The sequence below is a fragment of the Geomonas sp. Red276 genome, from assembly GCF_054784495.1.
The window spans coordinates 18,668-33,148 of sequence record NZ_BLXW01000010.1; the positions used below are offsets into that span (position 1 = coordinate 18,668).

Consider the following 14,481-nt stretch of genomic DNA (forward strand, 5'->3'; position numbering starts at 1 on the left):
AATCGCTGTGCGGGAGGATCACCACGGGAGCCGGGGAGGGACTTATGCTGAGCGAGCCGGGGAAAAAGGTCAGGATCCTGTATCGTTTGACGGCGACCGACGGGAAGGCGCAGCCGGTCGGGGAGTGGGAGCCGGTTGATTACGTTCCGGGGGCGGGGAGCATTCCGCCGTCGCTGGAGAGGGCGGTGGCGGAAATGCGGCCGGGAGAGCGGCGCACCCTGAGGATCCCGGCCGAGGAGGCGGTAAGCCACCCGCTGATCCCGACCATCGTGCGGGAGACCCCCCCGGGGATCGCCTACGACTTCGGCCCGGGGGACGGAGGGGACGTCGATGAGTTCATCCCGCGGCGTCCCCGTGCGGCGCGCACGGCAACGCCGCCGGGGAGCGAGCTCTACCTCGAGGTCGAACTGGTGAGCAGGGAAGAGCCGGAGGCGAAATAGGGCCACCGGCCCGTTGCTACATCTTTTCCTTAACGCTCCGGATCTTGTCTTCCATCGTCTGGTTGCGGTCGGTCCGGGTGCCGAGCTTGATGGTGGTGGTCACCCGGGGCGCACCCATCTCGTGCACCACCTCGTGACAGCGCTTGACCGCGGCGAATACCTCGTCCCAATCCCCTTCGATGTTGGTCCCGTAGGAATGAAGCGCCGTCTTAAGTCCCGCCTCGGCCAGCACCTTCTCGCAGGCGGCGATGTAGGGGGAGAGGGAGACCCCGACCCCGAGAGGGACCACGCAAAGATCGATCAGTACCTTCATATCTATCTCTCCTTTGAGCTGGAATTCTCTTCAAGGCCCCAATCATACTTCACCCCATGCCGCCGCTCAAGCCATAAACAAAGCGTCTCCCGGCACTTCCGTTTTCCGGTAGGTCTCTCACTCGACTCTTACCGTGGCCTCGCTTTCTCCCCGCCCAACGCCCACCCTTTCTCTCTCCCCGGCCCTCCCCTTGAAGGGGAAGGAGAAGTTGGCTAAACGGATGATACTGACTAATCCGGCTGGGATAAAGCTTACTCACAGGTCCCCTCTTCGACAATTCTCAAGGTAATGCTGAATTAGCCGAAAAGAGTGAAGAATCTCGAACCGCCCATGGTAACGCTATGCGCTGAGGCTTTGAATGTCCGGGGCTTTGGGAGACGACGTCACGAGAGGCCCGGTGACTGCCGGGGACAGGAGAAAGGAAGTCGCTATGAGATGCTTGATCGCCGAGGATGAAGATCTGGCCCGTGAGACGTTGAAGTTTTTTCTTGCCGAGTACGCCGAGGTCGAGACGGCGACCGACGGAAGAGAGGCTGTTGAGCTTTTCGGTTCCGCCCTGGTGGCGGGAAAGCCCTTCGACCTGGTGCTGCTCGACATACTCATGCCGGAGATGGACGGCCAGCAGGCGCTCAAACAGATGCGCCAGTTGGAACACGACCAGGCAGCGAATTCGCAGGGGAAGGCGGTGATCATCATGACCACCGCGCTCACGACCCCTGAAGCCATGGAAGAGGCGCTCTGGGACGGCGACTGCAACGATTTCGTGGTGAAGCCGGTCTCCCGCGCCGACATCCGGGGAGTACTGACCAAGTACCGCCTGATCTGAGGGCGCAAGCCCCCTGCCTCACTGAGGATACGACCCATGAACGAGGAATTCTCCCGGTTTTACCGGAGCCGCATCAAGCAGTCGGTCGACGATGACCGGCTGGAGATCGCCCAGGCCTTCCATGAGCTCATCAAGGCGAAGGCGGCCGCGGACCTCCGGCTGGTCAACTACTACAAGGGGCTTCCCATCAACTACCCGGCCTCCCTGGTAGAGATCAGCCGCGGCGTCCTTGAAGTGGACGTCCACCAGCAGCAGGCCGTGGCCCTGGAACAGTCCGGTTTCACCTTCATCAAGTGCGACCGCTTCGATTCCGCCATCCTGGCCGAGGTCCAGAACGTCAACGTCCGGAGGATGGCGGCTGCCCTCAGGAATTTCGTGTTCGTCGACATCATGGCCGAGCGGCGGAGCGCGCTTAGGCTCGAGTTGGAGCATCCGATGGAGGCGGAACTTCTCCTCGGCGCCCAGTCGCTACCGGGCCGGATCCTCGATGTCTCGGTGGGGGGCGCCTCCATCCAGGTCGATGAGCAGGCCTTCCAGGATGGCGCAGAGCTCAAGCTGCGGCTGGTGTTGCCGGACCTCCTGCAGAATTCGGTCTACAGGGTGGAGGTGGAAGGGAAGCACGTGGCGACCAGCAAGGTCAACGATGCCGCCATCTGCCGGTTCATTGTCAGTCCCAACGTCCAGGGGGAGTCGATCATCTCCCGCTTCATGTTCCAGCGTCAGGTCGAGCTCATCCGCGAGCTCAAGGAGAAAAGCCTGATCTGAGTCCTCTCACCACCGGAATTCACGCCCCTTTTCCCAACGGTGTCGACCCTCCAACACCTGCCGTCCTCCATGCCGCAACTGATCCAGGTAACGCCTGAGCATGACGATGCGCTTCTTGGAGCGAAACAATTTTCTTGCCTTTTCGAAGAGCCTCGCTACACTTGCAAATATTTCGCAGTGATATTCCACCCCCTGCTGCGGTACTGAAACACGCAAGGAGGTTCCTTAGCCATGGAGAAAAGAACAAAAATCACGATGCTTTGCACGGCGTTGCTGGTACTGGGCGCCCTTGCCCTGGTCCAGCTTTCGGGGTGCGGCGACAACGGAGGCGGGACCAGTACGGGAACGGTTACCACCGCTCTTACCGATGCCCGCTCTTTCGGATCGTTTTCCAGCGTACACGTGAAAGTGGTCAAGGTCGTGGCCGTGCGGGGGGGCAGGAAAACCTCACCGATACCGACTCCAATCTCCCGGTTATGGCCACCCCCAACGGCGGTAGCGGCATCGACGTCAACCTCATGGACTTCCACTTCGTTCCCCAGGTCCTCGGGACGGCCACGCTCCCTGCCGGGACCTACACCCAGATCCGTCTGATCCTCGCCGCCAACCAGCAGCCTAACCTCAGCAACTACGTGGTCATGACCGGCGACCCCACCAAGGTTCCCCTCACCACGCCGAGCGCACAGCAGACGGGGCTCAAGATCAACGGCAAGTTCACGGTGGCCGCAGGTTCCTCGAGCACTCTGCTCATCGACTTCAACCCCGCCGCGGCTATCGTGCGGGCCGGCAATTCGGGACAGGTGATCCTCAAGCCGACGGGGGTCAGGCTGGTACAGATCTTCGGCTCGCTCAGCAATGCCGGGGCGGTGGTGGGGACCATCAGGTCTCCCGCCTTCAGCAAGTGGTCGAGCGCCACGGTCACCGTCGTCCCCCGCAACCCCGCCTCCTCCACCGTGATCAACAGCATGACCGTCTTCAGTAACCTGAGCAGCGCCAATTCCGGCCTCTGGAAGGCTCCGTTCACCGCCTTCCTGCCGCCCAACGGCAGTTCCGCCATGGCCTCCGCCCAGTACAAGGTCTTCGTCCAGGGGTACGGCAGCGGAGCGGCGGCAAACGGCGCCTTCAAGCTCTATTCCTCACCGGCGTTCACGATCGCGACCGGCGTGGACACCACGCTGCCGCCCGATGGCAACGCCCTCCTCACCCCTTAGTCCCGGGGGGGAGCCCCTGAGCTGCACGTGACGAAGAAACACTAAAGGGCGGCCCTATCTCGCGAAGGGCCGCCCTTTTTTTGCCATCAAGCGGTATCTCCATGGTGGTCACCAGACTCTCCCAGGGGTACCGGGTCGCCTGCCAGCGCGTTCCGGGTGGCGATACTAGAATCAAGCTGGGAACTCCCTGACGAGGCGAGGGGCGTTGAGTGGACGCCCCCCCGGGCGATGAGTCGGAGGGGGCGGAGGGAAGAGGGGGGGAGCAACAAAAAGGGCACGCCGTGGCGTGCCCTTTTCTGGTGTGCCGGCTTGGCGTCGGCTAGGTCGCGCAGTTGATGATGGCGTTGATCCTCCGGTTCATCTGCCGGCCGTTGGCGGTGCCGTTGTAGGCGATGTTGCGGCTGGAGCCGTACCCTTCGGCGGTCAGCCGGCTGGGATCGATGGAGAAATGGGCCGCCAGGTAGTTGACGATGCTTTCGGCCCGCGCCTTGGAGAGCCTCATGTTCTCTTCGGCGGTCCCGGTGTTGTCGGTGTGTCCCTGGATGACGGCGGTGGCGGCGGGATGTGCCTTCAGGTATTCGCCGACCCGGTCGACGGACTCATAGTCGGCGGGGCGCAGTTCGGCGCTGCCGGTGTCGAAGTGGGCGTTGAGGGTCATGCAGAGGGTTTCGGGGGGACCCATGAAGGCGGTGACGTCGAAGGCGCAGTCGATGATGGCGTCGATCCGCCGGTTACGCTGCCTCCCAGGATCGGTGGAGTTGCTGGCCACCGGGTAGGACTTGCCGTACCCCTTCGCGCTGAGCCGGTCGGGGGCGATGCCGTAGTCGTCTTCCAGTTCCTTCACGACGCTTTCGGCGCGTGCCTGGGAGAGCTTGAGGTTGAAGTCGTCGCTCCCCACCTCGTCGGTGTAGCCGGCGATGACGGCCGTGGTGGTGGGGAAGCGCTGCAGGAAGGCGCCCACCTTGCGGACCTCGTCGCGGTATTCCGGCCTGATCTCAGCCCGGCCGATGTCGAACTGGATGTTGAGAGAGACGCAGTTCTTGGTGTTGGCCGCAGGTGCCGCCGTTGCCACCGGCGCGGCCATCGGGGCTGCCTCGGCCACCGGCTCGGACAGAGGCGCCACCGCTGCCGCCCTGGTGGCCGGCTCGGTCATCGCCATCAGCTCTTTTGCCTTGGCCGTCGCTACCCGGGCCATGGCCACCCCTTCCTCGGTGTGGCAGGCGCGATAGACGTCATAGGCGTCGTCGTGGGCCTTCTTGGCCGCCTTGAAGGCCTCAGGGTTCGATTTGTCTTTGCCGGCCGCCTGTGCCGCGTCAAGGGCGCGGTCGGAATCCTGCATTTCGGTCCGGATCAGGTGCCCCGGCACCGCGTTTCGCTTGCTGTTGACCTCGTAGTTTGCACAGCCGGCCATCACCAACGGGATGACCAGCCCGAACAGATAGAGCAGGTATCGTGATCTCATAGCTTACCTCCTTCTTGTATGCACCCTCCCGCATATCGCATCCGGTAAGCTCAGGCCCATGTCATAAGACGAGCTGCACAGGTCGCCCGCCAATAATGATAATGATAACTCTTATCACGCTCATACTCAACATGCATGCTCATAGAGGGCACCATTTTGTCCGTGACAGATGTCCCCGCCTGGTGCTATGTGCAGTGAGTGAGAGGCGGCCTCCCTATGGCCGCCGGAAAGACACAGCCGATTCCCTGTGAGGTTTCCATGCCCAGTCTCATCCTCAAATGCGTCTTCGGAGCCCTGGCGGTGCTGGTCATCGCGCTATTCTCCCGCAGCCGAAACTATTTCATCGCCGGCCTGGTTCCCCTCTTCCCCACCTTCACCCTGATCGCCCACGGCATCGTCGGCAGCGAGCGCACTCCCGCCGATCTGCGGGCCACCGCGCTTTTCGGGTTGTGGTCGCTCGCCCCGTACGCGGTCTACCTGCTGGTGGTCTACTGGCTGAGCGTCCGCGCATCCTTGGCCGCCACGCTGCTTTTGGCCACCTGTGCCTGGGCCGGTGCCGCCACGGTGTTACTGGTTGTCTGGTCGAGAGTGCAAAGCGGGGGATAAACGGGAGGTGGCATGCGAAGCTAGGTCTCGGTCAGGCGACTTTCGACATCCATGCTCTTGTGGAGGATACGCACGACCTGGACGGAGCCGTCCGAGAACTGCCGGTAGAAGATAAGGTGGCTTCCTGCCACCAGTTTTCGATAACCCTCGCGGATATAGCCGCTATCCTTGCCGATTTCCGGATGCTTCGCCAACTGTTGAAAACAGGTGTCGAGCATGGAGAGGTAACGGTTTCTCTGATCGCGGCCCCACTTCTTTTCTGTATAGCGGCCGATGTCCTTCAAATCGGTGACAGCCTTCTTGGTGAGGCTGAAGCCGGCCACTACTTGGAGCCGTCCGCATCCAAGTCGTCGATCAGACCGGCCAGGCAATACTCACCAGAACCGCTCTCCTCGCCGGCAAGAAGAGCCCGCCGCAGCAAAGCGAGCCTGGTCTCTCGCTCCTCGAGCAGTCTCAGCCCCGCCCGCACCGCCTCGCTTGCCGAACCGAAACGGCCTTGAGCCACCTGCTCGGAGACGAATCTTTCATAGTGAGCACCAAGGGTGACACTCGTGTTCTTGGGCATACAGTGACCTCCCTTTCCAGCCGTCCAACCTTATAATATTTATTGGTATCGGTCAAGACGGGCTCCGGTTCTGAGCAAGCTGGGGAGATGCTCGCAAGGGAAAAAGAGTTAAATGGTCACATTTGGCTTACCAAATTAATTTAAATTATATATTCGTGTCGTCTTAATCATGCGCAGTGAGGATGCCATGGAATGTGATACCAGAACAAGGGACGACCTGATCGCTGAAATAGAGGATCTCCGCGCCAGGCTGGTCGAGGCCGAGGGGCGTGCGTGCGCCGCCACCTTCGCCGCCGTGCACGCGAACGAATGCGACGTCTCCCTGCAGCTTTTACGGGAGAGCGAGGAGCGGCAGCGGATGCTGGCCGGCTCCCTGGAGCTGGAGCGAAGTACCCTCGACGCGGTGCTGAGCAGCCTCCCGGTCGGTGTCTGGATTGCGGACAAGCAGGGGCGCCTGGTCGGGAAAAACCAGGAGGCCGACCGGATCTGGTGCGGAACGGCACCGCTGGTGGAGAGCCCGGAGGAGTACCGGCAGTACCCTTCCTGGGACGCCGCCACCGGCAAGGCCATCGAGGTGGAGGGGTACCCGCTGGCCAGGGCCCTGGTCACCGGGAAGCCGGTTCAGCCGGCCGAGTACCGGATCCGGCGCTTCGACGGGACCGACGGCGTCGTGCTGGTCTCGGCGGCGCCGGTCCTCGACCGTGACGGTCGCCTCCTGGGTGCGGTGGCGACCAACCTCGACATCACCCAGAGGGCCTCCTGCGAGCGGGCACACCAGCTGGCCGACGAGAAGATCCTCCGGCAGAACGTGCTTCTCAACGGCATCGGGGCGATCCTCCGCGCCGCGCTGACCTCGACGAACGAACAGGAGCTGGCCACCGTCTGCCTCCGGGTGGCCGAGGAAGTCACCGGGAGCCGGCTCGGCTTCATCGGCGAGGTCCGGGAGGACGGCCTGGTGCACGACGTCGAGACGGAGGGCGCCGGCGGGGAGGCATACCCCCTGGCCGGGTCCGCGGACCTCACCCCCCCCGCCGCCCTGAGTCTGCACGGTCTGTACGGAGAGGTCATCGTGAGCGGCAGGCCGCTCGTCACCAATTCCCCCGCCGGCCATCCCGCCAGCGTGGGGGTGCCGCCGGAACATCCCCCCTTGCTGTCGTTTCTGGGCGTCCCGCTCATCCATGGAGGGAGGGCCATCGGGGTGATCGCCCTTGCCAACCGCGAGGGGGGATACCGGGAAGAGGACGTGGAGGCGATGACCAGGCTGGCGGACGCCACCGTCCAGGCCCTGATCCACAAGCGGGCCGAGGCCTCCCTGCGCGGGAGCGAGGTGCGGCTGCGGACCGCCCTCGAGGGGGGGAAGATGGGGATGTGGGAGTGGGACATCGCCAGCCATCGCACCTTCTGGAGCTCGATGGAGTACCAGATCCTCGGCCTTCCGGTCGGCAGCGGCGAGAGCGATACCGACCTCTTTTTCCGCCATGTCCATCCCGAAGACCAGGGGCATCTCAGGACCTCCATACAGAGCGCGGTCGCCCTGCGCCACCATTGGGAGCACGAGTTCCGGGTGATCCGCGCCGACGGCGAGGTCCGTTGGCTGGTCGGGGCGGGGTACGTCCTCGATGAGAATAACGGCAAGGGCGCCAGGATGATCGGGATCAACTACGACATCACCGAGCGAAAGCAGATCGAGCAGGAGCTCCGCCTGGCCCACGACACGCTCGAGCAGCGGGTGCGGGAGCGGACCGTCGAGCTTCAGGCCACCAACAGCGAGCTCGAGTCGTTCTCGTACTCGGTGACCCACGAGCTGGGGGCGCCTCTGCGGGCGATGAACTCGTTCAGCCACATCCTGATGGAGGATTACGGGGGGCTCCTCGATGACGAGGGGAGGAGCTACCTCACCAAGATCTCGGCCGCCGCCTCGCGGATGGGGCACCTGGTGGAGGATCTCCTCAAGCTCTCCCGGGTGACCCGCCGGAAACTCAAACGCGAAACCGTGCAACTGAGCGAGCTGGCCAGGGAGGTGGTCTGCAACCTGAGGCTCCACTATCCGGAGCGGGAGGTGAAGGTCACCATTGCCGAGGGGGTCGAGGGGCATTGGGACCCTTCGCTGGCGAGCCTCGCCCTGCAAAACCTGATCGGCAACGCCTGGAAGTACACCGGCAAGGTCGCCCATCCCGAGGTCCACTTCGGAAGTTACACCGAAGGGCGGGAGACGATCTACTTCGTGCGCGACAACGGGATCGGCTTCGAGATGTCCTACGCGGACAAGATCTTTCTTCCCTTCGAGCGGTTGCACAAGATCGGGGAGTACGAGGGAAACGGCATCGGGCTGGCGACCGTGCAGCGGGTGATCGCCATGCACGGCGGCAGGATCTGGGCCCAGGGGGCGGTGGGGGAGGGGGCGACCTTCTTCTTCGCCGACGGGTGGCGCGGCTACGAGTACGGCGATGGCGGACCCGCGGTGGGAAACTGACGGGAGAGAGGGTGCCGGACATGCCCATGCGGGGGCCTCTCTCCCGTCCCGGTTACCACCGCTCCTTCGGGGGAGTGAGCGATGCGTGGTAGGCGTGGTCCCGGCAGCGAACCTTTACCGGGGCCATCGTCGAGAAAAACCACCGTCCCTTCTCCCTGCGGAGATCCTTCAGGGTGTCCAAGACGGCGACTCCAAGGTAGTATCCGACAACTGTTGCACTGACGATCACTATCGGTTCCATAATTGTCCCTCCTCAGTCACAGTCGTTGCCCGAAAGCGTTTCTTTCCGGGTAACAATTTTCATGCCAGCGACGGTGCGGCCCGTGCCGGGCGGTTAACGGCCTGAAACGGCGGCGGTTCCCCCCGCCCCAGGCGGTGCGGGACCCGCGGAAAGCTCCCCCAAGGGGTGCAACTTTTAAACTCCCTGCCGCAATCTGCTCACTTCCTGATTAATTCCTCGACACGACACCCATTTTCTTGATCCTTTTTTCACTGTCGAGAACTTTCTGCCGCTTCGCGATCTCATTACGAAGTGAGAGAGAGCCCGTCACTGTCACAGCAGCTTCCCCCCTTTCCCTTCACTCGCCGCCGTCCGGTTGACATGGGGAAGAGGGGGGATATCGTTACTGGGATGTCCTTGGGAAGTGACAATACGGCTCGTCAAAAGGAGGGGGCATGTACGGAAAGGATCGGATCTACAAGAAGGTGGAGGTGATCGGGGTCTCCCCGAAGAGTGTCGAGGCGGCCATCGAGGCGGCGGTCGGCAAGGCTAAGAGCTCGCTGGAAAAACTCTCCTGGTTCGAAGTAGAGGAGATCCGCGGGCACATAGGTGAGGACGGCACGGTGGCCGAATACCAGGTGACGCTCAAGGTTTCCTTCCAGCTGATCGATTAGTTTCCCCGTAACAGGAACGGGCCCCGCGGCGCCACCGGCGGGGCCAACTCCTCTCAGGCCGCGTCGAGGAGGTCCCGCACGGTCCTCAGCAAAAGCTCGGGTGCCACCGGCTTGGCGACGAACTGCAGGTTCTCGGCCGCCAGTCCCTTGCGGGTGATCACGTCGGCGGTGTACCCGCTGGTGAAGAGCACCTTGACCGCAGGGGCGAGGGCCCTGATCTCATCGTAGGCCTCCTTGCCGTTTTTCCTCGGCATGATGATGTCGAGGACCACCAGGTCGATCACCCCGGCGCACTCCCGGACCCTTTCCACCGCCTGCTGGCCGTCCTCGGCCACCAGCACCCGGTAGCCGAACTTCTCCAGGAACTCGCGGGTCATGCTTCTCACCTGGGAGTCGTCTTCCGCGAGGAGGATGGTCTCCGTCCCTCCCCGGACCTGCTCCGACGCGACCTTCTCGTCCACGATCTCGTCCTGCTTCACGAGCGGAAGGAAGATGTGGAAGACGGTCCCTCCCCCCTGCTCGCTCGCCGCGTCGATGTATCCCCCGTGCTCCTTTACGATGCCGTACACCATGGAGAGCCCGAGCCCGGTCCCCTTGCCGACCCCCTTGGTGGTGAAGAACGGCTCGAAGATCCTCTGGAGGGTCTGCGGATCCATGCCGGTGCCGGTGTCGGTCACCGAGATGACCCCGTATTCCCCCGGGACTCCGAACCTCCTGGCCTCGATCCACCCATGGTCCATGGCCACGTACCCCGACCGCACGGTCAGGGTTCCCCCGGAGGGCATGGCGTCGCGGGCGTTGACCACCAGGTTCATCAGCGCCTGCTCGAGCTGCACGCCGTCGGCCATCACCGGCAGCGGCCGGCAGGCGAGGTCGGTCACGAACTCGATATCCTCGCTCACCACGCGCCGCAGGAGCTTCTCGACCCCCAGGAACATGGAGTTCAGGTCCACCGCCTTGAGGTTGGCCTCCTGCTTGCGGCCGAAGGCGAGCAGGCTGCGGGTCAGCTGGGCGGCGCGGTTGGAGGCGGCCAGGATGTTGTCGATGTAGGTTCTGAGGGGATCCCCCCCGGAAAGCTTCATCTGCATGAGCGACGCGAACCCCACGATGGCGGTAACGATGTTGTTGAAGTCGTGGGCGACCCCGCCGGCCAGGGTGCCGATCGCCTCCAGCTTCTGGGCGTGGCGGCGCCCGCTGATGTCCACCGCGATCACGCCGATCAGCGGCGCGTCCCCGCCCCGTTCGACCAGGAACCGGCGGGTGTCGAAGGTGCGCTGCCTGCCGTCGCCATCGGTGACGGTGACCTCGCCCGAGGCGAAGCGGCCGTCCGGCCGGGTGAGCTGGTCCGGGAGGGGCTGCAGCGGGGTGAGGTCGCCGGAGAACTCGTGGTAGGCGGCGTTGGAGTAGAGGATGCTGTTGCCGAGGTCCTGCACGAAGGCGATGGCGGGAAGGTGGTCGAGGAATTCGGAGAAGAGGTCCTGGCTTTCCTTCAGGGCCCGGACCACCTTCTCGCGCTGCTCGAGTTCCTCCTTGATCCGCTGGTTCTGGCTGCGGGTGCGCCGCTCGGCGAGGAACATTATCAGCGAGAAGCCGGCCACGAAGAGGGTGAAGAGGGAGGCGGTGAGGTAGTAGGTGCGCTGGCGGGCGACGAAGGGGGCGAGGGCGGTCTCCTTCAACTCGGCGACCACCACGATCAGCGGGAAATCCTGCATGACGCGGTAGCTCGACAGCCGCTTCTTGCCGTCGATGATCGAGTCGACCTCGTAGGTCCCGGCGGGGTGGCGCTTGGCCTCGTCGAAGAGGGCGCTGGCGGAGATGTCGACCCCTGCCAGGATCCGGTCGTTGAAGCGCCAGCAGCGGACTATCCGGTCGTCCCTCCCCACGAGCATGATGCTCCGGTCGCTGCCGAGCCCGAGCGTCTCGTAGTAGTCGGAAAAAAAGCTCGGCTTGAGCCCGATGCCGACTATGCCGCCGAAGGTCCCGTCCGGGTTGGTGAGCCGGCGGGTCATGAAGATGGTGATGACACCGGTCCCCTTGGAGACGATGGGCTTGGAAATGAAGAGCCCCTGGTCGGGCCGTATCTGGTGGATCCAGAAGTGTTCGCGGTCGGCGACGTTGATGTCCCTGGGGAGGTTGAGGACGCTTTCGATGAGGTCGCCGGCGGAGTTGACCACGGCGAGCTGCCTGACGGCCGGCTCCCGCTTGGCCCATTGGATGAAGTCGTGCATGCTCGGCGTGACCCGGCCGTGGTCGTGATACTCCTGCTGCAGGTACAGAAGTGCGCTGTCCGCCGAGGTCAGGACGCGCCTGGTGTGCTCCTCGAAGGCGCGGGCCCGGCCGGCGTTTTCCCGGGTGAAGCGGCTCACCTCCTCGGTGCGCTCGTAGTCGACGCGTAGTACCACGTTCACCCAGGTGGCGATGATCACCATGGTGCCGAAGACGGCGATGTGAAGGCCGTTGCGGTTGCGGCTGATGAAGCTTTTCAGGGAGTCGGGGAGCACCATGCGGAGGAGACCTCGAGGCTGGGCCGCCTGCTAAAGGCGGCGGATCTGAAAGCAACGGCGGAATGTGAGCGTTTGCTTACTGAACTTGCCTACCTTAGCACACCAATTTCTTAACTTGCAAAGCTATTCCGCGCGGTGTCTCTATGGTCTGTTCTTATCCTGCACTCAGGAATAATCTTGTTGAGAGTTCCCCAAAAGGGAAGCGGTGCTGTGAGAGGTCGTGGTGGCGGGAACAGGTAGGGTGGTTGAGGGAGGAAACGGGGTCTGTCGATTCCGGTCGGGGAGATAGTACAGTCGGGAGGGGGCGTGGCGCGGCTTCCTCAGACGACCTTCCCGTCCTTGACGTACTCCCTCAGCACGGCGGCGTGCAGGCGCGGGAGATCGACCGTGCGGGAGCCGTCGGCCAGCGCCTCCACGATGCAGTACTGGGTGACGTTGGTGATCCCCGCCCCGGTGATCTCGTAGCGCCGGCCGATCTCTCCCCAGTCGATGTCGCCGCCGATGGTGACCTGGGAGGGGAAGGCCCGCTCCCAGATCTGGCGGCGCTCCTCCGGGCGGGGGAGGGGGAAGTTGACGATGCTCTGGAAGCGGCGGGCGAAGGCGTCGTCGATGTTGCCGCGCTGGTTGGTGGACAGGATGACCACCCCGGGGTAGCTCTCGATCCGCTGCAGGAGGTAGGCGACCTCCTGGTTGGCGTACTTGTCGTGGGCGTCGCGGATCTCGGTCCGCTTGCCGAAGAGGGCGTCCGCCTCGTCGAAGAAGAGGATCCACTCCTTGTGCTGCGCCTTGTCGAAGAGCCGGGCCAGGTTCTTCTCGGTCTCCCCGATGTACTTGGAGATGACCCGTGACAGGTCGATCCTGAAGACGTCGCGCCCGGTGTACTTCCCGAGGAGCGTGGCGGTGAGGGTCTTGCCGGTGCCGGGGGGGCCGTGGAAGAGGGCGCGGTAGCCGGGCTTGAACTTCCGCTTCATCCCCCATTCGTCGAGCACCGTGCGGTGGTGGGCGATCCAGTGCTCCAGTTCGGCGATCCTCTCCCGGGTGTCCGGGTGCAGGACCAGGTCCTCCCATTCCATCCCGGTCTCCAGGTACTCGGCGGGGAACTCGCTGCTGAAGGCGGGCCTGGACGCCTTCCCGAGCGTCAGGTACTCCACGAGCTCCGGCTCCATCACCAGCTGCCCGCTCATGGCGGGCTCCCCCTCGGGGACCCGGTCGAGCCAGATGAGCCTTAGGCGGGCGAACCAGTGGTCGCCGGAAAGCATCCGCTGGACCTCGAGCCGCTTTTTGAGGTCGCCTCCCGCCACCACGAACTGGGCGGTCTCCCCGCTCGGGAGGATCCCGCGCTGGTTTTTCCCCCGCACCCCGCCGAACTCGGGGAATTCCCCCCCCTCCGGGAGAAAGCCGGCGATGATGCTGCTGAAGAAGGAGGGATCGAGGTGCGGCACGAGGGCGAGGAGGAGGACCACCAGTTCCTCGTCGGTGGGCTTGTGGGTGGCGATGAAACGGGCGAGCGAGGAGCCGCCGGTAGAAAGAAGCGGCGCCACCTTGACCTTCTCCGCCTTGCCGAAGCGGATCTTCAGGCAGCCGGTCACGATGGCGTCGAGCCATTGGCAGGCGGAGACGAGGTCGGCGGCGTTGGCGTGGTGGGGCATCACAGGATCCCCAGGGTCATGGGGGTGAGCTGGAGATCCTTGAACTTCTTCTGCAAGAAGGCGGCGAACTCGCCGGAGACCAGGTAGTTGGGCGCGTTCTGCCGGTAACTCTTCCCCCTCACCTCGAACACGCGGGCGGCCACCAGGTGGTTGGCCCTGACGAAGCCGACCGCCTCCTCGGAGATCGAGCTCCTGCCGTCCCACCCCTCCACGTAGTAGGTCCCGACGCTGTCCCCCTCGTTCTCGGCCACCCCGCTCGCGTAGGGGATCTGCATCGGCTCCTCGAGCTCGGGGAGCCCGTCCAGGATCCGGTACCCCTTCCTCTTGACCGTGAAGACCTCGTCGAGGGCCGGCTTGATGGCGGGGTTGAGGCGGACGAGTTCCTCGAAGAGCTGGACCCTGGCGACCACCACCTCGCTCAGGAAGTCCTGGGCGATCGGAAAGCCCGCCACCTCCCCGGAGAGTTCCGGCTCCTCCTCGTCCCCGGTCACCAGGTCGTAGAGGGCGGGGACCGTCAGGTAATGGACCGGGTGGAGGGGCACCTCGCCATCCTCCAGGACGAGGTTGAAGCTCTTCTCGTAGGGGATCCCTGCCTTTTTGAGCTCCTTTTCCGCCTCCTTCCAGAGCTTCTCCTCGAAGGTGAAGGCGAAGTAGGTGTGCTCGACCTCGTGGCTGCGGTACTTCTCCTGGAACGCCTCGGCCCCCGGATGGAAGGTGAAGTCGTCCAGGTTCTTCAGCTCGACGGAAAATAAGACGATCTTGTTCATGTTCCC

The 14,481-nt window shown here is 63.8% G+C and carries 15 protein-coding genes; 7 read left to right on the top strand and 8 right to left on the bottom strand.

From position 1 onward, the window contains the following. Positions 1–44: 44 nt before the first annotated feature. The gene (locus ACYVL5_RS08920) at positions 45–440 is read left to right on the top strand and encodes a peptidylprolyl isomerase (protein ID WP_460595213.1); all 396 of its coding nucleotides are present in this window, start codon (positions 45–47) and stop codon (positions 438–440) included. 16 nt (positions 441–456) lie between these two features. On the opposite strand, the gene ACYVL5_RS08925 is transcribed toward ACYVL5_RS08920, so the two are convergent. Next, complete coding sequence (locus ACYVL5_RS08925) at positions 457–753, bottom strand: thiamine-binding protein (protein WP_460595214.1); 297 nt, start codon at positions 751–753, stop codon at positions 457–459. A 430-nt stretch (positions 754–1,183) separates the two neighbouring features. Here ACYVL5_RS08925 and ACYVL5_RS08930 point away from each other — a divergent pair, with 430 nt between their 5' ends. From ACYVL5_RS08930 to ACYVL5_RS08940, 3 genes are all read left to right on the top strand, one after another. Further along, positions 1,184–1,579, top strand: a complete 396-nt coding sequence (locus ACYVL5_RS08930) for a response regulator (protein ID WP_460595215.1) — start codon at positions 1,184–1,186, stop codon at positions 1,577–1,579. 36 nt (positions 1,580–1,615) lie between these two features. Further along, positions 1,616–2,344 carry a PilZ domain-containing protein gene (locus tag ACYVL5_RS08935; RefSeq protein ID WP_460595216.1) on the top strand — a complete coding sequence of 243 codons (729 nt, stop codon included), beginning with the start codon at positions 1,616–1,618 and terminating at the stop codon, positions 2,342–2,344. A gap of 476 nt (positions 2,345–2,820) precedes the next feature. Beyond that, positions 2,821–3,555 (top strand): DUF4382 domain-containing protein, encoded by a 735-nt coding sequence (locus ACYVL5_RS08940; protein ID WP_460595217.1) that lies wholly within the window; start codon positions 2,821–2,823, stop codon positions 3,553–3,555. A 319-nt stretch (positions 3,556–3,874) separates the two neighbouring features. Here ACYVL5_RS08940 and ACYVL5_RS08945 read toward each other — a convergent pair whose 3' ends face one another. Next, entirely contained in the window at positions 3,875–5,017 is a 1,143-nt protein-coding gene (locus tag ACYVL5_RS08945) for an OmpA family protein (protein ID WP_460595218.1), read from the bottom strand. Between the two features lie 258 nt (positions 5,018–5,275). On the opposite strand from ACYVL5_RS08945, the gene ACYVL5_RS08950 reads away from it, so the two are divergent. Continuing rightward, a complete protein-coding gene (locus ACYVL5_RS08950; RefSeq protein WP_460595219.1) occupies positions 5,276–5,623 on the top strand; it encodes a GlpM family protein in 348 nt (115 codons plus the stop codon). Positions 5,624–5,643: 20 nt separating this feature from the next. On the opposite strand, the gene ACYVL5_RS08955 is transcribed toward ACYVL5_RS08950, so the two are convergent. Together ACYVL5_RS08955 and ACYVL5_RS08960 are read right to left on the bottom strand one after the other, a co-directional pair. Next, positions 5,644–5,946, bottom strand: a complete 303-nt coding sequence (locus ACYVL5_RS08955) for a type II toxin-antitoxin system RelE/ParE family toxin (RefSeq protein WP_460595220.1) — start codon at positions 5,944–5,946, stop codon at positions 5,644–5,646. After that, positions 5,946–6,188 (bottom strand): type II toxin-antitoxin system ParD family antitoxin, encoded by a 243-nt coding sequence (locus ACYVL5_RS08960; RefSeq protein ID WP_460595221.1) that lies wholly within the window; start codon positions 6,186–6,188, stop codon positions 5,946–5,948. The genes ACYVL5_RS08955 and ACYVL5_RS08960 overlap by 1 nt, the downstream gene beginning before the upstream one ends. Positions 6,189–6,375: 187 nt before the next feature. Here ACYVL5_RS08960 and ACYVL5_RS08965 point away from each other — a divergent pair, with 187 nt between their 5' ends. Then, positions 6,376–8,661, top strand: coding sequence for a GAF domain-containing protein (locus ACYVL5_RS08965; protein WP_460595222.1), 2,286 nt, complete (start codon positions 6,376–6,378; stop codon positions 8,659–8,661). A 52-nt stretch (positions 8,662–8,713) separates the two neighbouring features. Here the strand turns inward: ACYVL5_RS08965 and ACYVL5_RS08970 are convergent, their stop codons facing one another. After that, positions 8,714–8,902: a hypothetical protein gene (locus ACYVL5_RS08970; RefSeq protein ID WP_460595223.1), complete on the bottom strand. Its 189-nt coding sequence runs from the start codon at positions 8,900–8,902 to the stop codon at positions 8,714–8,716. A 434-nt stretch (positions 8,903–9,336) separates the two neighbouring features. Here ACYVL5_RS08970 and ACYVL5_RS08975 point away from each other — a divergent pair, with 434 nt between their 5' ends. Continuing rightward, positions 9,337–9,555: a dodecin family protein gene (locus tag ACYVL5_RS08975; protein ID WP_460595224.1), complete on the top strand. Its 219-nt coding sequence runs from the start codon at positions 9,337–9,339 to the stop codon at positions 9,553–9,555. A 53-nt stretch (positions 9,556–9,608) separates the two neighbouring features. On the opposite strand, the gene ACYVL5_RS08980 is transcribed toward ACYVL5_RS08975, so the two are convergent. The 3 genes from ACYVL5_RS08980 to ACYVL5_RS08990 form a co-directional block, all read right to left on the bottom strand. Beyond that, complete coding sequence (locus tag ACYVL5_RS08980) at positions 9,609–12,059, bottom strand: ATP-binding protein (RefSeq protein WP_460595225.1); 2,451 nt, start codon at positions 12,057–12,059, stop codon at positions 9,609–9,611. Positions 12,060–12,379: 320 nt separating this feature from the next. Further along, the gene (locus ACYVL5_RS08985) at positions 12,380–13,708 is read right to left on the bottom strand and encodes an ATP-binding protein (RefSeq protein WP_460595226.1); all 1,329 of its coding nucleotides are present in this window, start codon (positions 13,706–13,708) and stop codon (positions 12,380–12,382) included. Further along, complete coding sequence (locus tag ACYVL5_RS08990; RefSeq protein WP_460595227.1) at positions 13,708–14,475, bottom strand: hypothetical protein; 768 nt, start codon at positions 14,473–14,475, stop codon at positions 13,708–13,710. The genes ACYVL5_RS08985 and ACYVL5_RS08990 overlap by 1 nt, the downstream gene beginning before the upstream one ends. Positions 14,476–14,481 lie beyond the last annotated feature (6 nt).